Origin of the sequence: Bradyrhizobium sp. HKCCYLR20261, assembly GCF_051168435.1 — a bacterium.
Lineage (GTDB): Bacteria > Pseudomonadota > Alphaproteobacteria > Rhizobiales > Xanthobacteraceae > Bradyrhizobium.
This window is the reverse complement of record NZ_JBNPUZ010000007.1, coordinates 140919-163052: the sequence shown is the minus strand read 5'-3', so window position 1 is coordinate 163052 and position 22134 is coordinate 140919. Positions and strand designations below refer to the sequence as shown.

Genomic DNA, 22134 nt, shown 5'->3' with positions numbered 1-22134 from the left:
GCTCCCCTCGCCCCGTCCTACTTCGCGACGAAGCCGGCTTCAGTCATCAGCTGCTTGTTGAGCGAGCCGTCCTCTTCCAGGAACTGCAGCATGTCCTTGCCGGTGAGAAAGATCGGCTTGAGCGCCTGCTTTTCCATGTAGTCCTTGTATTCCGGCGTCTGCACCAGCTTGCTGAACAGGTCGACGTAGAACTCCTGCTGCTCCTGGGTCACCTTGCCCGGCAGGAACATGCCGCGCAGCATCAGATACTGCACGTCGAGACCCTGCTCCTTGCAGGTCGGGATGTCGTTCCAGGACTGCGTCTCCGTGACCTTGGTGGTGTAGGAGATGCGCTCCTTGTCGAACACGCAGAGCGGACGCACCTGGCCTGCACGCCAGACTTCAAGGTTCTCGGAAGGATTGTTGACGTTGGCCTCGGTGTGGCCGCCGACCAGCTGGGTCGCGGCCTCGCCGCCGGACTTGTACGGCAGATAGGAAAACTTGGCGCCGGTCTTCTTCTCGAGGAAGACGGTCAGCACGTGATCCTCACGCTTCGAGCCGGTGCCGCCGAGCTTGAACGGCGAGCTCGATGCCTTGGCGGCGTCGATGAACTCCTTCACCGTCTTCGGGCCATTGACGTTGTCCCACAGCACGAACTGGTCGAGCGCGATCACGGCGACCGGCGACAGCTCGCGCCAATCGAACGGCAGCTTGGCCGACAGCGGCAGCATGTAGATCAGCGAATAGGCGATCAGCACCTTGTTCGGATCGCCATCGCTGGACTTCATGTACATCAGCGCCTCCGCGCCGGACGCGCCACCCTTCAGCGACACGACGACCGGCTGCTTCAGCAGATTGTTCTTCTGGATTGCGGCCTGCATCATGCGAGCCATCTGGTCGGACGCGCCACCGGCGCCGGCGGCTACGACGATCTCGACCGGCTTGGTCGGTTCCCAGCCGGCAAAGGCCGGCGCACTGGCGAAAAGAGCCGCGGTGGTGGCTGCGATCTTGATCAGGTTACGCACGTGTTTTCATCCCCGTTCGAAGTGCCAGCTTGTATCCTACCAGGATACTGTCGGCTTATTGTGATCACTTCAAGAACACAAGCGAGATGCGGCCTCATGATGTCGTCATAAGGTCGCAAGCCCAGCGTCAGACTACTTGCCCTTCCAGTTTGGCGTCCGCTTGTTCAGGAACGCATCCATGCCCTCGCGGAAATCCTCGCTCATATAGGCCCGCAGAATCAGGTCCTCGCCCTCGTCGCGCGACAGCGTCCGGCGGATGCGGCGCACCGCCTCCTTGGTCACTTCGAGGGTGATCGGCGCATGCGAGGCGACCAGCTTCGCGGTCTCCAATGCGCGCGCCTGCAGCGTGTCGACATCCGGCACGATCTCGTTGAGCAGCCCGAGCGCCAGCGCCTCGGGCGCCTCCACCAGCCGCGCCTTGAAGATCAGATCCTTGGTGCGCGCCGGGCCGATCAGGGACACCACGCGCGAGATGTTTGACATCGACAGGCAATTTCCGAGTGTACGGGCGATCGGAAAACCGATGCGTGTGGTCTCGGTGCCGATGCGGATGTCGCAGCAGGCCGCGATGCCGGCGCCGCCACCGGTGCAGGCGCCAGCGATCGCGGCAATGACGGGGACGCGGCACAACTCCAGCGTGCCGAGCACGCGATCGATGCGCGCCTCGTAGTCGAGCGCGTCCTGCGCCGTCTTGAAGGCGCGGAATTGGGAAATGTCGGTGCCGGAGGCGAACGCCTTGTCGCCGGCACCGGTCAGGATCAGCGCCTTGATCGACCGGTCGGCGTTGATGGCCTCGCAGATCGAGGCCATCTGGTCGTACATCGCGAAGGTCATCGCGTTGCGCGCCTGCGGCCGGTTGAAGGTGATCTTGGCGATGCCGTCGTCGACGGCATAGATGAGATCGTCGGAGCCGCTCGCAGGCGCGTTCATCAGGCCACCTTCGGAATCGGCGCGGCCTCGCGCGCCTTGAGGACATCCATCGCCGCGAGCACGCCACCGGCGCGATGCGGCACATTGGCGAGCGCAAGGCCCATCTCGACGCCGGACAGCGTCCCCATCAGCATCAGGTCGTTGAAGTGACCGATGTGGCCGATGCGGAACACCTTGCCCTTGATCTTGTTCAGGCCGGTGCCGAGCGACATGTCGAAGTTTTCCAGCACGGTCTTGCGGAACGCATCGGCATCGTGCCCCTCGGGCATGACGACGCCGGTCAGCGCCGGCGAATGCGCCTGCGGGTCGGCGCATTGCGTGTCGAGGCCCCAGGCCTTCACGGCGGCGCGCGTCGCGAGGCTGTGGCGGCGGTGGCGCGCGAACACGTTCTCATGGCCCTCCTCCTCCAGCATCTTCAGCGCCTCGTTGAGGCCCATCAGCAGATTGCAGGCCGGCGTATAGGGGAAGGTGCCGAGCTTGTTGAAATTGATGATCTCCTGCCAGTCCCAATAGGAGCGCATGCCGGGATTGGCCTTGGCCACCGCAAGCGCCTTCTCGGAGACGGCGTTGAAGCCGAGCCCCGGCGGCAGCATCAAGCCCTTCTGCGAGCCGGCGACGGAGACGTCGATGCCCCAGGCGTCGTGCTCATACTCCATCGAGCCGAGGCCGGAGATGGTGTCGACCATCAACAGTGCCGGATGGCCGGCGCGATCGAGCGCCTTGCGCACCTCCAGCGGCGGCGTCAGGCAGCCGGTCGAGGTCTCGTTGTGCACGACACAGACGGCCTTGATCTTGTGCGCCTTGTCATCGACGAGGCGCTGCTCGATCGCCGCGATATCGGCACCATGACGCCAATCGCCGGGGATGAAGTCGACGTCGAGCTTGAACTTGTCGGCGATGCCCCGCCACAGCACTGCGAACTGGCCGGTCTCGGCCATCAGCACCTTGTCACCCGGTGCAAGCGTGTTGACGATCGCGGCTTCCCACGCGCCCGTGCCGGACGACGGATAGATGATCACCGGCTGCTTGGTGCGGAAGATCCGCTGCGACGCTGCGAGCACCGCGAAGCCAAGCTCAGCAAACTCGGGGCCGCGATGATCCATCGTCGGCATGTCCATCGCGCGCAGCACGCGGTCGGGCACGTTGGTCGGCCCCGGAATCTGAAGAAAATGCCGTCCTGTGTGCACAGTCATTGGCGTCCATCCCCGGTCATTTGGTTGGTGCGCGGACGTGGCATGCCACGCGCTCGTCGCGCTTTTCTCCCGCCAGACCGCTGGCGTCAACAAAGAAGACGCGAGCACCGATCGCTTCGGGCTGACATCCCTCAGATGCACACGACTCCCTTTCTTCTGTGCAGTGCGACACCAGCCGGAATGACCGGCCGCCGCCCGCGATTTCGCCTTACTTCACAACTGCGAGATGCCGCGGCGCATTGCCGGGCATCGGCTGCTCCAGCAGCGCCATGGCGGCATCGACGCCGCCGCCACGATGCGGCACGCCGGCGACCCGGAGCCCCATCTCGACACCGCTCAGCGCCGCCATCAAGGTCAGCTCGTTGCACTCGCCTAGATGGCCGATCCGGAAGACCTTGCCGGCGACCTTGGACAGGCCGGAGCCGAGCGACATGTTGAAATTGTCCAGCACGACCTGGCGGAACTCATCGGCATTATGGCCGGGCGGCATCAGCACGGCGGTCAAGACCGGCGAATGATCCCTGGGCTCCTGGCACAGCACCTCCAGCCCCCAATGCTCCACCGCCGCGCGGGTCGCAGCCGCGAGCCGCTGATGGCGCGCAAACACCTGATCGAGGCCTTCCTCGAGCAGCATCGCAATTGCCTCGCGCAGGCCGTAGAGCAGGTTCGTCGCCGGCGTGTAGGGGAAGAAGCCGTTCGCATTCAGCTTCAGCATATCCTCCCAGTCCCAGAACGAGCGCGGCATCTTGTTGCTCTTGGCAACCGCGCGCGCCTTGTCAGAGACGGCGTTGAAGCCGAGACCCGGCGGCAGCATGAACCCCTTCTGCGAGCAGGAGACCGCGACGTCGACCTTCCACTCGTCGAAGCGGAAGTCGGCCGAGGCGAGACCTGAGATGGTGTCGACCATCAGCAGCGCCGGATGCTTGGCGCGATCCATCGCCGCGCGCACTTCGGCGATCCGGCTGGTCGCACCGGTCGAGGTCTCGTTGTGCACGACCATGACGGCCTTGAGCTGATGCGCGGTGTCGGCCGCCAGCTTCTCCTCGATCACCGCGGGATCAACGCCGCGGCGCCAATCGCCGGGAATGAAATCGACCTCGATGCCCCAGCGCGCCGCCATCTGCCGCCACAAGGTAGCGAAGTGGCCGGTCTCGACCATCAGCACCTTGTCGCCGGGCGATAGCGTGTTGACGATCGCGGCCTCCCAGGCACCGGTACCGGAGGACGGATAGATGATCACCGGGCTGGTCGTCTTGAAGATCTTCTGCGAGCCGCTGAGCACGGCCTTGCCCAACTCCGCGAACTCGGCGCTGCGATGGTCGATCACCGGCATGTCCATCGCCCGCAGCACGCGCTCGGGCACGGGGCTCGGGCCCGGAATATGCAGGAAATGACGACCTTGGTGACGGGTCACGGCAGAACTCCAGGGAAGCAGCGGCATCAAGGCACCCACAATTGCATGCAATTTTCTCAAGAACAAGAGATCAACGCATGCATTTCTGCAATCGACCCCATCTGTAACTACCGCTACAATGGGCCAGCATGAGTTCCACGATTCCAGATATCGAAACTGTCGATGTGGGCGAGCCGACCAGCCGCCCCTCCCCCGCGCGCGACGAGACCTCGCTTCACGAGGAGATCCTGGCGCGGCTGCGCGACTATATTGTCGAGGGTCATGTCGCCGATGGCGGCCGGCTGTCCGAGCGGCAGCTTTGCGAAATGCTGGGGGTCTCGCGCACGCCATTGCGCGAAGCTCTCAAGGTCCTGGCGGCTGAAGGCCTGGTTGAGCTGCTGCCGAATCGGGGGGCCCGCGTCCGCCCCTTGAGCGCGTCCGACATCCAGGAGCTGTTTGACCTGATGGGCGGCCTCGAAGGCCTCGCCGGCCGCCTCGCCTGCGAGAAGATCTCGGATGAAGAGATCACAAAAATCGAACAATATCATCATGATATGTACGGTTTTTACATGCGCCAGGACATGCAGGGCTATTTCCGCATGAACCAGCTCATCCACCGCGCGATCGTCGATGCCGCCGCCAACGCCACGCTTCATGCGACATATGAAAGTCTCGCAGGGCGTATTCGCCGGGTCCGCTTCTCCGCCAACTTCGCCCGCAAGCGTGAGCGCTGGAGCGAGGCCATGCGGGAGCATGAACTCATCCTCGACGCGCTGCGCCGGCGCGCCGGCAGCGAGCTGTCGGACATCCTGTTCCAGCACCTGCGCAACAAGGGTGCCGCTGCGATCACCTATTTCGCCGAGGATCAGAACGGCACAGCGACCGCGCCCGGCGGCAAGCCGACAGGCTAGACTAAGGTCGAGGTCGCTCCTCTAAAATTGCATGCAATTCGGTTGACGCTGTTCCATAAATGATTGACACCGGGGCAAGGCCCGGTGAACTGCGACGCGACCAGGGCTGATCAGGGATCACCATGCCGAACGCCAAAGCCGGTCCGTCCAGGCTCGAACAGAAGCTCCGTGCCGAGATCACGGGCGACGTTTTCTTCGACCGCTTCAACCGCGGCCGTTACGCCACCGACGCCTCGTTCTACCAGGTCATCCCGGCCGGCGTGGTCGTGCCGCGGACCATGGACGAGGCGCTGCGTGCGCTGGCGATTGCACGCGAGGACGGCCGCATCGTCACCCCGCGCGGCGGCGGCACCTCGCAATGCGGCCAGACCGTCAACGAAGGCATCGTCGTCGACTTCTCCAAACACCTGAACCGCATCGTCTCGCTCGACGTCGAGGGACGCACCTGCGTGGTCGAGCCGGGGATCGTGCTCGACGACCTCAACCGCCAGCTCAAGAAGCACGGGCTGTGGTTTCCGGTGGATGTGTCCACCGCCTCACGCGCCACGATCGGCGGCATGGCCGGCAATAATTCCTGCGGCGGCCGCTCGCTGCGCTATGGCACGATGCGCGACAACACGATCGCCATCGATGCCGCGCTCGCCGACGGCACGCTCGCGCTTTTCGGCGAGGTGCCGCGCGATCTCAACGACGTCAATGCGTCGGACAAGACCCGCGCCCTGTTCCGCGACATGCTGGCATTGGGCGAGCGCGAGGCGGCGGAGATCGCCGACAGCTTTCCGAAGGTGCAGCGCCGCGTCGGCGGCTACAATCTCGATGCCCTGACGCCGCGCAATGCCGCCAACAACCTCGCCCACCTGCTGGTCGGATCGGAAGGCACCCTCGCCTTCTCCACCCGCATCGAGCTGAAGCTGTGGCCGCTGATCCGCACCAAGGTGCTCGGCGTCTGCCATTTCGGCAGCTTCTACGAGGCGATGGATGCCGCCCAGCATCTGGTCAAGCTGAAGCCGATCGCCGTCGAGCTGGTCGACCGCACCATGATCGGGCTAGGCCGTGATATCGCGATGTTCCAGCCGGTGATCGCGGCGGCCGTCCGCGGCGACCCCGACGCCATCCTGGTCGTGGAGTTCGCCGAGGAGACGACAGACGAAAACCTCGCCAAGCTGAAGCAGCTTGGCGAACTGATGGGCGACCTCGGCTTTGCCTGGAGCAACGGGCCACGTAAATGGGGCGGCGTGGTCGAGATCACCGAGCCCGCGCTGCAGACCGCCGTCGCCGATTTCCGCGCCGCCGGGCTCAACGTGATGATGTCGATGAAGGAAGCCGGCAAGCCGGTGTCGTTCGTCGAGGATTGCGCGGTGCCCTTGCCGCATCTCGCCGACTACACCGCGCGCCTCAACGACGTCTTCGCCAGGCACGGCACCCGCGGCACGATGTATGCGCATGCCTCCGAGGGCTGCCTTCACGTTCGCCCCGTGCTGAACCTGAAGCTGGAGAAGGACGTCAAGGCGATGCGGGCCATCGCCGAGGAAGCGTTCGCGATGGTGCGCGAATACAAGGGCTCGCATTCCGGCGAGCATGGCGACGGCATCGTGCGCTCGGAATTCCACGAGCAGATGTTCGGCCCTCGCATCGTCGCCGACTTCAAGGAGATCAAGCAGCGCTTCGACCCCGGCAACGTGCTCAACCCCGGCCGCATCGTCGATCCGCCCAGGATGGACGACCGCACGCTATTCCGCTATCCGCCGGACTATCGCGTCAATGACATCAAGACCGTGCTCGACTGGTCGGCCTATCCCGGCGCCGCCGGCGGCTTCCAGGGCGCGGTCGAGATGTGCAACAACAATGGCGCCTGCCGCAAGCTCGATGGCGGCGTGATGTGCCCGTCCTATCGCGCCACCCGCGACGAGAAGGATGTCACGCGCGGTCGCGCCAACACCTTGCGGCTGGCGATCTCCGGCCAGCTCGGCTCCGGCGCGCTGTCCTCCGACGAGATGATGGAGACCTTGAAGCTCTGCGTCTCATGCAAAGCCTGCCGCCGCGAATGTCCGACCGGTGTCGACATGGCCAAGATGAAGATCGAGGTGCTGGCGGCGCGCGCGAACTCGCATGGCCTCACGCTACGCGACCGGCTCGTGGCCTACCTGCCGCGCTACGCCGATCTCGCCGCCCGCTTCGCGCCGCTGGTGAACCTGCGCAATCAATTCGCGCCGCTGCGCGCGCTGATGGAGCGCGTCGCAGGCATCAGTGCCAAGCGCAAGCTGCCCGCGTTCCGCAGCGACACTTTCCGCGTCGACGCCGAGGCATTCGGTCCCGAGAACGGCCGCGAGGTCGTGCTGTTCGGCGACACCTTCAACCGCGTCTATGAGCGCGAGAATCTCGAGGCCGCGCTGCGCGTGCTGATCGCCGGCGGCTATCGCGTCTACGTGCCAAAGCCGGCCGATGGCGGTCGTGCGCTGTGTTGCGGCCGGACGTTCCTCTCCGCGGGACTCGTCGACGAAGCCAAGTCCGAGCTGCAGCGCCTGGTCGACACCTACGCGCCGTTTGCGTCGCGCGGCGTGCCGATCATCGGGCTGGAGCCGAGCTGCCTGCTGACGCTGCGCGACGAATTGCTGTCGCTGCGCAACGACGCCACGGCCAAGACGATCAGCGCCCACGCCCTGCTGCTCGAGGAATTCTTGGCGCGCGAGGCCGAGAGCGGCCGGCTCGCCCTGCCGCTTGGTCCCCTGCCCGGCAAGGCCTTGTTGCACGGCCATTGCCACCAAAAGTCTTTTGCTGCGTTCAAGCCGGTCGAGCAGGTGCTGCGGCTCATCCCCGAGCTCGCGGTGGAGACCATCGAGTCCTCCTGCTGCGGCATGGCCGGCGCGTTCGGCTATGGCGCCGAGACCTACGAGGTCTCGCTGCAGATGGCGGAGGCCTCGCTGCTGCCGGCGGTGCGCAAGGCTGAAAGCACGACCTTCATCGTCGCCGACGGCACCTCCTGCCGCCACCAGATCCACGACGGCGCCGCCCGCGGCGCCGTCCACGCCGCGCAGCTCCTGGCGATGAGCCTGGATCGGGCGCAGCTGCGCGCGTAGTTCAAGCGTTGGCAGCCGCGGAGCGCGATCTCGATGTTCGTCATTGCGAAGAGCGAAGCGACGAAGCAATCCAGGGTTTCATGCGTGGCCCCTGGATTGCTTCGCTACGCTCGCAATGACGGCAAGAGCCACCTCATTATTCGTTGAACCGACAAAGGACTTCGACATGGCCGACCTCTCGCTCGACACCGCCCGCAAGATCCTCGATGCCACGCTCGCCAAGGGCGTCGAGAAGAAACTGAAGCCGCTCGCCGTGATGGTGCTCGACGCGCGCGGCTGCCTGAAGGCCGCCGTCGCTCAGGACGGCACCAGCCTGATGCGGGCCGAGGTCGCGCATGGCAAGGCCTATGGCGCGCTCGCGCTCGGCCTCGGCTCACGCGCGCTGTTCCAGCGCGCCCAGGAGCAGCCCTATTTCATCGATGCCGTCAACACGCTGGCGCAGGGCCGCATGGTGCCGGTGCCCGGCGGCGTGCTGATCATGGACGGCACCACTTTGCTCGGCGCGGTCGGCGTCTCCGGCGACACGAGCGACAACGACGAGATCTGCGCCGTCGCCGGCATTGAAGCCGCCGGCCTCAAGGCGAATGCGGGCTGAGTTCGTTCAACTCGCCGATACTTGGACTAAGCCGAGCGGCGCCGCTTCGACACGGGGCCGCTCATGGCCTGACGAGCAGACAGCGTCAGGCCCAGCGCGTTGACGATGCGCATGACTGTGCCGAATTCAGGATTGCCGGTCTCGCCCAGCGCCTTGTAGAGGCTCTCCCGGTTGAGACCTGCCTTCTTGGCGATCTCGGCCATTCCCCGGGCGCGGGCGACCAGCCCGAGAGCGTCCCGAACGAAATCAGCATCACCGGATTCGAGCGCAGCAGCAATATAGGCCGTCTGGCGTTCCGGCGTGTCCAGATAGTCGGCCGCATCAAACGGCGCCGTTTTGGTCATCACACAGTCTCCGCCAAAGCGCGAGCGCGCTTGATGTCCTACTGCTGCCGACGCTTGTCGCCGCCACACAGCAGGATCACGATCTCGGCTCCCCGATGTACATAGTAGACGCGGTAGCCTGGCCCGTGATCGATGCGCATTTCGAAAACGCCGCCACCGACACTTTTTGCATCTCCAGGGTTCCCCAACTCCATACGGCGAATCCGGCCGATGATGCGCGCCGCCGCGTCTGCATCCCTGAGGTGACGCAGCCCGGCCGAAAATTCATCCGTCCGACGCACCTCAATCATGCGCAGATTGTCGCCTATAGGCTACAGCCTGGTCAATCCTTCATGATGGTTCGCATAGCAACCTTTCATTCCTCCGCGGCTTCCTGGTGATCTCACCATGGAGGCCGCATGACCCAGATTCCGCTGCCGGCATCGGCGCTGGCCGAGAACCATGAGGCCGATGCCGCGCCGGACCCGCGATCCGCTTCGCAGCTCAGGCCCGCCAGGAGATGAAGCTGGCACTTGCCGCGCTCGCGCGCGATTTCGATTCTGTCCCGGTTCCCGAGGACACGCGCGACGGCCTGCATCGCTGAGCTTAACAAGAGTTCATCGGGAGCGGACATTCGCGGCCGAAACATTGCCGGCCGCAGAACGTTTGTACGACGGGGTGCACGGAGAACCGGACATGCCTCGGATCAGAGCCCGCACCGTCATCATCACCGGCGCTTCCGCCGGGGTCGGCCGCGCCATCGCCAAGCGCTTCGGCGAAGCGGGCGATCGTGTCGGCCTGATCGCGCGCGACGAGGATGCCTTGCGCGACGTTCAGCGCGAATTGCAGGCGCGCTTCGTTCATGCCGAATATGAATCGGTCGATGTCGCAGACGCGCAGGCCCTGCTCGATGCCGCCGAACGGCTCGAGGAGCGGCTGGGACCGGTCGATATCTGGATCAACGATGCGATGGAGACGGTGTTCTCGACCGTCGCCGACATCACTCCTGAGGAATTTCGGCGCGTCACGGAGGTGACCTATCTCGGGTTCGTGCATGGAACGATGGCGGCGCTGCGCTCGATGCGCCGGTGCGGCGAGGGCCGGATCATCCAGATCGGCTCTGCGCTCGCCTATCGCGGCATTCCTTTGCAGGCGGCCTATTGCGGCGCCAAACACGCGATCCGCGGCTTCACCGATTCGCTGCGCGCCGAGTTGATGCACGAGCGCTCGCGCATCTCGCTCAGCATCGTCGATCTTCCCGCGGTCAACACGCCGCAATTCGACTGGGCCCGCGCGCATCTCGCGCACACGCCGCGGCCGATGGGACGGCCGGTCGAACCCGAGGTGATCGCGGACGCCGTCTACCGCGTCGCCGATGGCGGCTTTCGCGAATATTGGATCGGCTGGCCGACGCTGCTCACGATCCTCGGCAATGCCGTCGCGCCTGCTTTGCTCGACCGCTATCTTGCCGCCAAGGCGATCGCCGGGCAGCAGACCGATGTGCCGCTGGTGCCCGACCGCACCGACAATCTTGACCACCCGGTCACGCGCCTGCACCGGACCCGCGGGTCGTTCAGCCAGGGCGCGGCCCAGCAGGCCATGCTCATGCCGGGCGACGTCGCGCGGGCCGCGACGGTCGCGATCGGGGCCGCGATCTTCTTCGCGCTCGGGGCCACAATGACCCGGCGGCGGTGGCGTTAGGCCACGTGCCGCAATGCTGCCCTTGCGCGACCCCAGTCAGATGCGTTTCTCTGTTCCGCGGCTTCAAGTCCGGTCCGGAGAGTCTCCATGACCATCGAGAGCATCAGCGCGATCACCATCGCCACCCACGACATGGCCCGCGCGGTCGCCTTCTATCGCGCGCTCGGCTTCGCCGATATCCCCTATGGCGGCGCGGAGTCGCCGTTCACGACCTTCCGCGTCGGCGCGGGTTATCTCAACCTGATCACGATGCCGGAGGACAAGCAGTGGAGCTGGTGGGGCCGCATCATCTTCCATGTCGGCGACGTCGACGCCGTTTATGGAAAGGCGCTGGCGGCCGGCTTCGAACCCTCCACCACGCCGCGCGATGCCGAATGGGGCGAACGCTATTTCCACCTCACCGATCCCGATGGTCACGAATTGAGCTTCGCGCGTCCACTCGGCAAATGAGCTAGCCGAGCTCGAACGTCGTGACACCGAACACCCGCTCGATCCGCAGCGGCTGGATAGGTCCGGTGTACATCCGCGCGGTCTCGAACACCGGCTTGAGCCCGAGGCCTTCGGCGAGAGCCACTGCCTCCGCATTGATTGCGGGCACGTCGAGGAACACCTCGCCATCGCCCGTCGCGCCCAGCAGCGCCGCAACAACAGTCTCGGCATCGCTACGGCGATCCGCAACCAGCGGACCAATCTTGTAGCCGGTGCGACAGGGGCGGATCACGCCCCAGGCCACCAGCTCACCGCCCCTGACCAACGCCCGACCGACGTGCTGGGGCGTGCCGATCCAGGTCTCAAGGAACGCACGTCGCTGCGCCGGAAACACGGTCGCGTCCGAGGCTTCGATCTGCGACATCGGCACGTCCGCCAGCGCGACGAGATCTGGCCCGACCGTGGCCGGTCTGGCGGAGGGCCGCCCGCCACAGCGGATGTTGGCATAGGCTGAGCCGAAGCCTGACTTGCGATAATTGTCCTGCTGAGCGACCACGCCGTCGAGGCCAACGACCCGCGCCCCCGCATGCGCCATCGCCGCCTGCCACAGCCGCAGACCGTATCCCCGCCCGCGCATGTCCGAACGGACGATGTAGAAGCCGAGAAAGGCAAAGCGATCGTCATAGTTCACACAGGACACGGTCGCCACCGGCTCGCCCCTGAGCTCGGCGACGAGGAAGCCCTGCGGATCGACCGCCGCGAAGCAGGCCGCGTCGGAGAGACCCGGATTCCAGCCTTCGGCCGCAGCCCAGTCGACGGCGAGAGCAATCTCGTCGGCGCGCATAGGGCGAATGGCTAGGCCATCGCCGTCGAATGCAAGATGTGAGGTCATGGCGTCATGGTAGTCCCGCCCCACGCAATCCGCAGCAGGAAATGCTCACGCAGTGAGACTTTGCCCGTCGGGTTACTATGTCGCACCCTCCGGGCCGTTGCGTCGTCGGGCAAATCAGGCGCACATTTTCCGCTGTCACGGCCTACGAGAGGGGCGCCTCGCGATCGTCACGAGCGTTGGACCGTTGATGCGATGGCCGTCGCGGCATCAGGCGCGTTTGCGCAAGACGACTGGTGACGTGGCGGACGGCGAAATCGTGTGGTCCTGACATCCCGACGCTGATGTCAACTCACGACGAAGCTTGGCTTCGCGCGAGGATGGTGGCCAGAAAGCCCGGCGCACCAGGGAGATCACGTATAAGCCGTAAGCCCATCGCGCAGGGAAGGCCGGAAGTTGCGGCCAAACCTGTGGTGACTGCCGCCTGCTTTTCTTCCTGCAGGCGGGCCATGGGGGCGGCGAGCTCCCGGCCTTCCCTGCGCCCTCTTCTTCAGAGGGCGGATGTCAGATCAACAACTCGGGCGCGACGCGCCGCGAGATCGCGGATGTATGTGTTCAGTTTGACGACAGCAAAGATGTTGGGAACGCTCGGGCATCTCAACCGGCGTCATTCCGGGACGCGCCTGAAAGGCGCGGGCCCGGAATCCATAACCACGATCGGGCGTATGGATTCCGGGCTCGCGCTGCGCGCGCCCCGGAATGACGCCGAATTGATAGTGGCGAGACTACTTACCCGGCCAGACCGGCTTGCGCTTCTCGGCAAACGCCTTCAGCCCTTCCTTGGCGTCCTCGGTCATCGCGAGCAGCGCGATCTGGCTTTCGAGATAGGCGATGGACTCGTCGAACGACATCGAGGCGATCGCGCGCATCGCATATTTGCCGCGGCGGATGGCCGTCGGCGATTTGTCGACGATGCGGCCGATCAGCCAATCGACCTTGGCGTCGAGTTCGGCGGCCGGGACGACGTGATTGAGCAGACCTGCGGACTGAGCGGCCTTGGCGTCGAACGGCTCACCCGTCAGCGCCCATTCGTTGACGAGCCGCGGCGGCGCCATGCTCTGCAGCAGGCTCAGCACCTGCATCGGGAATACGCCCACCTTCACTTCCGGCAGGCCAAAGATGACGTGATCGGCAGCGACCGCCATGTCGGTCATGCACAGAAGGCCCATGCCGCCCGCCATGCAGACGCCGCCGACGCGCGCGATCGCCGGCTTGGTGGCGTTCTGCGACAGCCTGAGCAGATCGGCATAGTCGACATTGGGGCGCGAGAAATCCATCGCGAAGGCCGCGCCCGAGTTCTGCAGGTCGGCGCCGGCACAGAAGGCCTTGTCCCCTGCCCCCGTCAGCACGATGACGCGTATCTCAGGGTCCTCATGCGCCTGGCGATAGCCGCGCGAGATCCCGGCGATGACGTCACCGTTGAGGGCATTGCGTTTCTCCGGACGGTTGATGGTGATCCAGAGGGCCTGCCCGCGCTTGTCGAGAATCACGCTGTTATCGGTCATCGCCTTGCCTGTCGCTTGCTGTCGAATGCGAGATTGTCGCGGGATAGCGGCGGGGAGCAAGGAAAACTTGCGTCAGGAGGCCGCGCGGCGGCCGATCTCGGCGATGGCGTCGCGCAGCAGCGGGCGCACCGGTTCGAACTGGCCGTCGCGCAGGAACGCGATCGTCTGCCGGACCGAGGTGGGGTGCACCAGCAGGCCCATATGCGACGCCTTGATCACCGTGTAGTCGGTCATCTCGGCGAGCTTGCAGCTCTCGACCGAGACGCGGCCGTCATTGGGCCATGGCAGCAGAAACAGCCCGGAGATCGGATCGAGGAAGCGGCTTCCGGCGATCACGCCGATCTCGTAGTCCGCCGGCGGCAGCGATGCGAGCGCTGCGCTTTTTGTCGTCACCAACTGCAGGCCTGCAGGACCGAAATAGGCGCGGTAGAGCCCGACATTCTGCAGCCGGTCGGCGAGTTCGCTACCGCCATTGGGCGTGCCCAGCATGACGACGCGGCCGAGCCGCCGTGGACGGTGATGGGCGATGGTGACGCGCGCCAGCAGCCCGCCCATCGAATGGGTCACGAAATGGATCGGTCCGTCGAGGCTGTGGGCAAAGTCGCTGATGGCGGGATGGATGTCCTCAGCCAGTTCCTCCAGCGGCTTCTTGCGACTCTCATAGTCGAGGTTCAGCGTGGCGAAGCCCGCGCGCTGCAGTCGCTTTTCCAGCGGGCGCAGCATCAATGAGCGGCCGGCGATGCCATGCAGCAGGACGACCCCCGCGTCGCGGGGGCCATGCTCCTGGCGAAATCGGCGCGGCGATGCCATCACGCCACTTCTCGTTCCCCGGGCTCGCGTTCCGAAGCCGCGGCCTTGGCAGTCTCTTCGGCCAGCGCCTTGGCGCCGACATAGTCGGTCTTGCCCGAGCCGAGCAGCGGAATCTTGTCGACCACCATGACGACCGCCGGAACTGCAAGCTCGGGCGCGCCCTGCGCCTTGGCCTGGCGCTGCATCGCCGCGCGCTCGGCGTCCTTTTGCGTCGTGATCAGCACGATGCGCTCGCCCTTGCGCTCGTCGGGGATCGACACCGCGACGGAGGCGGCCTGCGGCCACAAATTCGCGGCGATCTGCTCGACCACCGTGAGCGAGACCATCTCGCCGGCGATCTTGGCGAAACGCTTGGCGCGGCCCTTGATCGTGATGAAGCCCTGCTCGTCGATGGTGACGATATCGCCGGTGTCGTGCCAGCCCTCGGGCAACGCTTCGAGCACGCCGGGATTTTCGGCACGGACATAACCGAGCATGACGTTGGGACCGCGGACCGACAGCCGGCCGCCCTCTTCGATGCCCGGCACCTTGTCGAGCCGGTACTCCATCAGCGGCGACAGGCGGCCGACGGTTCCGACGCGGTTGGCCATCGGCGTGTTCATCGCCAGCACCGGCGCCGTCTCGGTGACGCCATAGCCTTCGAGAACACGGATGCCATAGCGCTCCATGTAGATCTGCCGCGTACGATCCTTGACCGGCTCGGCGCCGGCGATGACGAGCCGCAGGGTGCGGAAATCATAGGCATGGGCGGACCGTGCGTAGCCGGTGAGGAACGTATCGGTACCGAACAGAATGGTCGCGCCGGTCTGGTAGATCAATTCCGGCACGATCCGGTAATGCAATGGCGACGGGTACATATAGATCGGGATGCCCGCCAACATGGGCATCATCATGCCCCCGGTGAGGCCGAAGGAGTGGAACACCGGCAGGACGTTGAACACAAGATCGTTAGCATTGGCATCGACCCGCGCCAGCGCCTGAGCCGCATTGGCCAGGATGTTGCGGTGGGACAGCACCACGCCCTTGGGCGTGCCCTCCGAGCCGGAAGTGAACAGGATGACGGCTGGATGATCGGCATTGCGGGCGACGCGCGGCTTGGTGCCGTCGAGGATGCCCTTGAGCTTGTCGACGGCACTGACGGATGTCTTCACATCCTCGAGGTAGACGAGCCGTGCCTGCCCCTCGATCGCGGTGATCAGCTTGTCGAGCTTGCCCTTTTCAATGAAGGCGCGCGATGTCAGCACGGTCGTGACCTGCGCGGCCTTCATTGCCGCAAGCACGTTCACAGGGCCGGCCGAGAAGTTCAGCATCGCCGGCACCCGGCCGATCGACTGCAGCGCCATGAACACGACGGCGACGCCGGCGGAGTTCGGCAACAACACACCAATGTTCTCGCCGACCATGGTGCCGTGTTCGAGCTTGCGGCTGAGCACCTGCGCGCCGAGCAACAGTTTGCGATAGGTCAGCTTGGTGCCGAGCGGGTCCTCGATCATCACCTTGCCGGTGTCGTGGTCGCGATGGGCATGGGCCAGCGCCTCGAACAGCGTGCGGTCGAGCATCGCGTTCTTGACCATCGCCTCGATCATGACGTCCTGCAGCGCGGCGCCGGCGGCGTTGCGGCGGGTCTTGCCCTTCAGCGATGCGTCGACGTTCAGCTTCACCGGCGGCAGGATCGTCACCGTCACCTTCGGGAACCACGAGCGCTTGATCTGGCCGTCCTTGAGGTAGCTGAGATGCGAGCGCTGCGCGCCCTCGATGCGCACGGGCACGACGACGGCGTCGGCCTTGTCGGCGATCATCGCGGTGCCGTCATAGACCTTCATCAGCGAGCCCGAGACCGTGATGCGGCCCTCGGGGAAGATCACCACCGGCTCCTGGCTCGCCACCAGCTTGATCAGATCACGCGCGCCGAGCGGCTTCGTCGGATCGATCGTGATGTGGCTCACCATCTTCAGGAAGATCTTCGCCCACCAGGCCTTCGAGATGCCGGTGTCGACGGCGAAGGTCGCATCGATCGGCAGCACGGCGTGGAGCAACGGACCGTCGATCAGGCTGACATGGTTCGGCGCGATCAGCATCCGGGTGCCCACCGGCGGCAGGTTTTCCAGGCCGCGCACCTCCGTTCGGAACAGCGCACGGAACAGCATCGCACCGAAATCGCGCACGCCTTCGCGGCCCCACTTGGTCAGTACGAACCAGACAGCGCCGAAGCTTGCCAGCGCGAGGCCGAAGAAGATCCAGGCGATCGAGACGCCTGCGGCCTGAAGACCGGCCACGCCGAGCGAGCCGACCACCATGAACGCGGCCTGCAGCACATTGCCCGCAGCGATGACACGGGCGCGTTCGTTGGGCTCAGACCAGGCCTGGACGGCTGCGAATGCCGGCACCACGAACAGGCCGCCGCCGAAGGCGAACAAGGCAAAGTCGATCAGCATGCGCGCTCCGGCCCAAGAGCCGATGAAGCCGAGCGGCGCGACATCCTTCGCGGTATCCGTGGTCGCAATCGCCCAGGACAGATCGAGACCAAGCACGCCCATGACGATCGCGCCGATCGGCACCAGAGCCAGGTTGGGGCGAACGTGGCTGAGGCTGGCGGCGAACAGCGAGCCGATGGCGATGCCGATCGCGAAGATGGCGAGGCACAGCGTGACGACGCCCTCGGTCCCGCCGACGACATCCTTGACCAGGGCCGGCAGCAGCGACAGCACGACGGCACCGACCAGCCAGAACCAAGACACGATCACCATGCCGTCCCACAGCCGCGGGGCGGCATACAGCGACTTGAGAAGATGCGAGGTCGAGGTCCAGGGATTGGCCGTGATGCGCAGATCTGGCGCTGACGGCGCGGTGTGCGGAATGCGCGAGGCCGAGGCCCAGGAGATCACGGCAAGCCCGATCACTGCGAGCGCGACCCATCCCATATGCGATGAGCCGGAGACCAGCTGGCCGCCGGCGATCGTGCCGATGAGGATGGCCATGAAGGTGGCGCCTTCCACCAGGGCGTTGCCCGTCGCGAGCTCGCCGACGGTCAGCTGGTCCGGCAGCATCGCGTATTTCACCGGGCCGAACAGCGCCGCGATCACGCCGAACATGCCGAGCGCGACGAACAGCAGCGGCACCGAATGCAGGAAGAAGCCCAGCGCTGCAAAACCGGCGGCGAAGATCTCCGCAAACTTCAGCCGGCGCGCGACGACGCCCTTCACATAACGATCGGCCAATTCGCCGCCGAGCCCGGACAGGATGAAGAACGGGAAGATGAAAACTGCACCGGCGACCGTCACGAGCGCATCGCCATGCGACGCAACGGCGCCGTAGAGCAACATGATGACCAGCGCATTTTTCAGGACGTTGTCGTTCAGCGCCGACGCGAATTGCGCCCAGAACAGCGGGGCAAAGCGGCGCGACGACATCAACTGCTTGATCATGGTCGTTTCCTGGTGTGTTGCGGCGCATGTGCCGCCGATAGCGCGAGGTTGAAAACTTGCTGCTGAAATGGACTCGTCCGACACGGGCGCGGCGTTACGCGCCGCTCCGTCCCGGTCTGCCGTATCGGCCGCTCCGCCGCGGACGCCGCGACAACAAAGCCATCGTGTCGGCCAGCGTGAAGGAGGACCACACCAGCGCCACGAGCCCCGCCGCGAAGCCGCCGCGTGGCGGCCAGTCGAGCGGCAACGAAACGCTGCCAGCCCCGACCAGCACGAACGATAGGGCGAAGGTCATGTGCAAAAAGCTTATCCGGAGCGAGGACAGCTGCACGCATGAGGTGAGACGTGAGGACATGGTGACCGCTTCGTTGCGCAGGGGCCGGGGATTTGAGCCGTCAACTCAGTTCGCGGAGGTAGTGGAAGCAACCGAATAGGCTGCCGCGGCGGAGCCAGCGCCCTTCGCGGCCGGCGGCGCGATAGAGGTGGTTGCCGGCTTGCCGCCGTGTGCGTCTTGCCGCCAGCAGGCCGGCGACATCACAGGCGTTGGCGATACGCTCAATGCGCGCCACCATCAGGTGAGACGCTGCGCGCGCTAAACCGTTCATCAAGACTTCCGACGAGGTCGACAAAAATCGCGGACTGGAGAGGCTGAGGACCGACATTTGAAAACTTCCCGTTTTGAGCATCGCTCAAAACGAATACCTCGGATTTGAGCGGCGCTCAAGAAGAACCCGCAAGGGAGCCCGCCGGTGGGTAAACGAAATCTTCCCGGCGCGCGAAAGCAGCGCGTACCGGGACATCAAGAATTTGAAGTTATTGGTGTTTTCTGACTGTTACGCGACCGACTTCCGCAGCCAAACCTTGTTGTCGTGGAAGGCCGCGCCGCCGATCGGTGCGACGGTATCGGCGCCCGTGAGCGTATTAATGCCGCGGCCGCCGGCATGAGCGCGGTTGGGATGGATCGATTCGGCGATCAGCACCCCGCGGCGGACGCCATCGAACAGCCGCGCCGTCAGCGACGTCTGCCCGCGCGGACTGCCGAGCGTCACCAGGTCGCCATCGACGATGCCGAGTGGCGCGGCATCGAGAGGATGGATCATCAGCGACGGCGTCCCTTCCCTCGCCTGAGAGGAAGGGGTCTCGTTGAACGACGTATTGAGGAACGATCGCGCCGGGCTTGTGGCGAGGCGGAACGGATGCTCCTGATCGACCTCCTCCGTCACGGCCCAATGATCCGGCAGCGAAGGCATGCGCTCAGGGTTGCCCATGACCCGGCCGAACGGCGGGTGCGCCCAATCCGCCCTGAAGTGGAACTTGCCGTCCTGATGCGCGAAGCCATCGAGATAATGCGAGGTGCGGAAATCGGGCTGCAGATCGCGCCAGACATCGGCTTCGAGCGCGGCAATATCGCCGTGACCGCTCTTCTTCAGCGTCGCATCGATGAGTTCGCGCGGCGTCATCTCGAAACCCGGGTGAACCGCACCAAGCCGGCGCGAGAGGCCCTGCAGCACCTCGTGGTTGGAACGGCATTCGCCCGGGGGATCGATCAGCTTCGGGCCAACGGAAATATGCTGGTGACCACCGCCGTAATACAGGTCGTCGTGCTCCATGAACATCGTCGCCGGCAGCACGATATCCGCCATCAGCGCCGTCTCTGTCATGAACTGCTCATGCACCGCGACGAACAGGTCCTCGCGCGCGAAGCCCTCCCGGACCCGTTCCTGTTCAGGCGCAACGGTCATCGGATTGGTGTTCTGGATCAGCATCGCCTTGACCGGAGGGCCGCCGCACAGCGCCTCGCGATCACCGGTCAAGATGCGCCCGATCTGCGACTGGTCGAGATAGCGGGTCGAATGATCGATCGCGTCATGTCCCTCGATGATCGACTCGTCGAAATGCCACAGCGCGGCATTGTTGAAGAAGGCGCCACCGCCTTCATACTGCCAGGCGCCGGTCACGGCGGGAATGCAGGACGCTGCATGCATCTGCGTCGCGCCGTTTCGACTGCGCGTGAAGCCATAGCCAAGGCGGAAAAAGGTTCGCTTGGTCTCTCCCACCAGCTTCGCAAAGGCCTCGATCTCGGCTACGGGAACGCCGGAGACCTGCGACGCCCATTCCGGCGTTCGTGTCTTCAGATGCGCCTCGAGCTCATCCGGACAATCCGTGTACTTCGCCATGTAGGCGCGGTCGGCATGCCCGTCCCGAAACAACACATGCATCACGCCGCAGGCAAATGCGCCGTCGGTGCCGGGACGCAGGATGATCTTGATGTCAGCCTGCTTCATCGTTTCGTTGTCGTAGATGTCGACCGCGGCGATCTTGGCGCCCCGCTCCTTCCGCGCGCGCGCGGCATGGGTCATGACGTTGACCTGGGTGTTCACCGGATTGGTGCCCCAGATCACCACCAGGTCCGACAAAGCCATCTCGCGCGGATCGACACCGGCAATCTTGCCGGTCCCGATCGCGAAGCCGACGCGGGCGACATTGGCGCAGATGGTCGAGTAGAACCGCGAGTACTTCTTGACGTGGGTGAGACGGTTGAGGCCGTCGCGCATGACGAGGCCCATCGTGCCGGCGTAGTAGTACGGCCAGACCGACTGAGCACCAAAATCCCGCTCGGCCTCCGAAAACCGCATGGCGATCTCGTCGAGCGCCTCATCCCAGGTGATGCGCGCAAATTGCCCCGAACCTTTCGGGCCGACGCGACGCATCGGATGCATCAGGCGGTCAGGATGATGAATGCGCTCGGCGTATCTTGCGACTTTCGCGCACACCACGCCGGCCGTATAGGTCTGTCGCTTCGAGCCGCGAACTCGGCCGATCGTCTTCTCGTCGATCACCTCGACGTCGAGCGCGCAGGCCGAGGGACAATCGTGCGGACAGGTGGAGTGGCGGATATTGAGGCGGGTCTGCTGGTTCATGCGGGATTGGTAACACCAAACATGTCTCTCGCCGAGAGCATTCGCGAGGCATTCGCATGAACAAGATTCGTGCGCCGAGGGATAGCGCGGGAGCAGGCGAACTCGCTGCGCCACCGATGTCCTCGGTCGCAGTCACCGCGAGAGAAGGCGAAGTCTTCCGCACGATCGAGCGAAAACCCGCGATCCCGGCTTTGCAACGCAGCACAAGGACTCGTCGAGCAACGGGCCTTTTGGGTTGTCAAACCGGTTTCATATACTAATATATCAATCTTAGGAAACGCCAGATGCCCAGTCGAGGCCCAAGGAAATTGGTCCCTGTGCCACGCCCTGTGTCGGCACGTGTGCGCCGCAGCAGCCGGCCTCGCGGCGCGACAGTGGCATCGCGCATCTATGCCGATCTCAAGGTCGAACTCGTGTCGCTTGTGCGCCTGCCCGGCGAGCCTGTCTCAGAAGCCCGGATCGCGTCCGCCTATGGCGTCAGCCGAACCCCGGTCCGCGAGGCCATCCTGAAACTCGCGGATGAAGGACTGGTCGAAATCTTCCCTCAGTCCGGTATTTTCGTCTCGCGCATTCCGGTCGCTGCGCTCCCCGAGACGATCATCATCCGAAAATCGCTCGAAGAGACCACGGCCCGCATGGCGGCCGAGCATGCCACGTCGACCAAGCTTCTCGACCTCCATACGACCCTCGAGCGCCAGCGCGATTCCTGCGCTGCCAAAGACCGCGAGGCCTTCCATCAGGCCGACGAATCGTTCCACGCTGGAATTGCCGAGGTTGCCGGTTATCCCGGGATCTGGAAGCTGATCCAGCAGGTCAAGGTGCACGTCGACCGTTATCGGCGGCTAACCCTCCCGCAGATCGGACGGATGGCTGAAGTGGTTGCCGAGCACGAGCAGATCTTGCAAGCGATCGAGCGGCGCGACCCGGAGGGTGCCCGGGCGGCGATGGCAAGTCATCTCGAACGGCTCCTCGGCGACATCTCTGAAACTCAGACGCTGAACCCGGAATACTTCGCTCAACCAAGCTAA

19 protein-coding genes are annotated in these 22134 nt (G+C 64.9%); 6 read left to right on the top strand and 13 right to left on the bottom strand.

Annotated elements, in window-relative coordinates; all coding sequences use genetic code 11:
- Positions 1-17 precede the first annotated feature (17 nt).
- From ACQR1L_RS18875 to ACQR1L_RS18860, 4 genes are all read right to left on the bottom strand, one after another.
- Entirely contained in the window at positions 18-1004 is a 987-nt protein-coding gene (locus tag ACQR1L_RS18875; RefSeq protein WP_434859416.1) for a Bug family tripartite tricarboxylate transporter substrate binding protein, read from the bottom strand.
- A gap of 132 nt (positions 1005-1136) precedes the next feature.
- Positions 1137-1934, bottom strand: coding sequence for an enoyl-CoA hydratase/isomerase family protein (locus ACQR1L_RS18870; protein WP_434859415.1), 798 nt, complete (start codon positions 1932-1934; stop codon positions 1137-1139).
- Positions 1934-3127 (bottom strand): pyridoxal-phosphate-dependent aminotransferase family protein, encoded by a 1194-nt coding sequence (locus ACQR1L_RS18865; RefSeq protein ID WP_434859414.1) that lies wholly within the window; start codon positions 3125-3127, stop codon positions 1934-1936. The genes ACQR1L_RS18870 and ACQR1L_RS18865 overlap by 1 nt, the downstream gene beginning before the upstream one ends.
- Positions 3128-3335: 208 nt before the next feature.
- Positions 3336-4541: a pyridoxal-phosphate-dependent aminotransferase family protein gene (locus ACQR1L_RS18860; protein ID WP_434859413.1), complete on the bottom strand. Its 1206-nt coding sequence runs from the start codon at positions 4539-4541 to the stop codon at positions 3336-3338.
- 128 nt (positions 4542-4669) lie between these two features.
- Here ACQR1L_RS18860 and ACQR1L_RS18855 point away from each other — a divergent pair, with 128 nt between their 5' ends.
- From ACQR1L_RS18855 to ACQR1L_RS18845, 3 genes are all read left to right on the top strand, one after another.
- Positions 4670-5431 (top strand): GntR family transcriptional regulator, encoded by a 762-nt coding sequence (locus ACQR1L_RS18855; protein ID WP_434859412.1) that lies wholly within the window; start codon positions 4670-4672, stop codon positions 5429-5431.
- Between the two features lie 122 nt (positions 5432-5553).
- Entirely contained in the window at positions 5554-8508 is a 2955-nt protein-coding gene (locus ACQR1L_RS18850) for an FAD-binding and (Fe-S)-binding domain-containing protein (protein WP_434859411.1), read from the top strand.
- Between the two features lie 166 nt (positions 8509-8674).
- The gene (locus ACQR1L_RS18845; protein ID WP_434859410.1) at positions 8675-9103 is read left to right on the top strand and encodes a GlcG/HbpS family heme-binding protein; all 429 of its coding nucleotides are present in this window, start codon (positions 8675-8677) and stop codon (positions 9101-9103) included.
- A 26-nt stretch (positions 9104-9129) separates the two neighbouring features.
- On the opposite strand, the gene ACQR1L_RS18840 is transcribed toward ACQR1L_RS18845, so the two are convergent.
- Both ACQR1L_RS18840 and ACQR1L_RS18835 read right to left on the bottom strand, forming a co-directional pair.
- Positions 9130-9447: an addiction module antidote protein gene (locus tag ACQR1L_RS18840; RefSeq protein ID WP_434859409.1), complete on the bottom strand. Its 318-nt coding sequence runs from the start codon at positions 9445-9447 to the stop codon at positions 9130-9132.
- A gap of 38 nt (positions 9448-9485) precedes the next feature.
- Positions 9486-9737: a type II toxin-antitoxin system RelE/ParE family toxin gene (locus tag ACQR1L_RS18835; RefSeq protein WP_434859408.1), complete on the bottom strand. Its 252-nt coding sequence runs from the start codon at positions 9735-9737 to the stop codon at positions 9486-9488.
- A 385-nt stretch (positions 9738-10122) separates the two neighbouring features.
- On the opposite strand from ACQR1L_RS18835, the gene ACQR1L_RS18830 reads away from it, so the two are divergent.
- On the top strand, positions 10123-11127 hold the full coding sequence (locus ACQR1L_RS18830) for an SDR family oxidoreductase (protein WP_434859407.1): 1005 nt from the start codon (positions 10123-10125) through the stop codon (positions 11125-11127).
- 87 nt (positions 11128-11214) lie between these two features.
- Positions 11215-11577 (top strand): VOC family protein, encoded by a 363-nt coding sequence (locus ACQR1L_RS18825; RefSeq protein ID WP_434859406.1) that lies wholly within the window; start codon positions 11215-11217, stop codon positions 11575-11577.
- Position 11578: 1 nt separating this feature from the next.
- Here the strand turns inward: ACQR1L_RS18825 and ACQR1L_RS18820 are convergent, their stop codons facing one another.
- From ACQR1L_RS18820 to ACQR1L_RS18790, 7 genes are all read right to left on the bottom strand, one after another.
- Entirely contained in the window at positions 11579-12448 is an 870-nt protein-coding gene (locus ACQR1L_RS18820; RefSeq protein ID WP_434859405.1) for a GNAT family N-acetyltransferase, read from the bottom strand.
- A 722-nt stretch (positions 12449-13170) separates the two neighbouring features.
- Positions 13171-13950: an enoyl-CoA hydratase/isomerase family protein gene (locus tag ACQR1L_RS18815; protein ID WP_434859404.1), complete on the bottom strand. Its 780-nt coding sequence runs from the start codon at positions 13948-13950 to the stop codon at positions 13171-13173.
- A 72-nt stretch (positions 13951-14022) separates the two neighbouring features.
- Positions 14023-14760, bottom strand: a complete 738-nt coding sequence (locus ACQR1L_RS18810; protein WP_434859403.1) for an esterase/lipase family protein — start codon at positions 14758-14760, stop codon at positions 14023-14025.
- Complete coding sequence (locus ACQR1L_RS18805) at positions 14760-18185, bottom strand: acyl-[ACP]--phospholipid O-acyltransferase (protein ID WP_434859402.1); 3426 nt, start codon at positions 18183-18185, stop codon at positions 14760-14762. Before ACQR1L_RS18805 ends, ACQR1L_RS18810 begins: the two co-directional genes overlap by 1 nt.
- 94 nt (positions 18186-18279) lie before the next feature.
- On the bottom strand, positions 18280-18480 hold the full coding sequence (locus tag ACQR1L_RS18800; RefSeq protein ID WP_434859401.1) for a hypothetical protein: 201 nt from the start codon (positions 18478-18480) through the stop codon (positions 18280-18282).
- Between the two features lie 100 nt (positions 18481-18580).
- Positions 18581-18847, bottom strand: coding sequence for a hypothetical protein (locus tag ACQR1L_RS18795; RefSeq protein WP_434859400.1), 267 nt, complete (start codon positions 18845-18847; stop codon positions 18581-18583).
- 171 nt (positions 18848-19018) lie between these two features.
- Entirely contained in the window at positions 19019-21106 is a 2088-nt protein-coding gene (locus ACQR1L_RS18790) for a molybdopterin oxidoreductase family protein (protein WP_434859399.1), read from the bottom strand.
- Between the two features lie 341 nt (positions 21107-21447).
- Between ACQR1L_RS18790 and ACQR1L_RS18785 the strand changes: the two genes are divergently transcribed.
- Positions 21448-22134, top strand: coding sequence for a GntR family transcriptional regulator (locus ACQR1L_RS18785; RefSeq protein WP_434859398.1), 687 nt, complete (start codon positions 21448-21450; stop codon positions 22132-22134).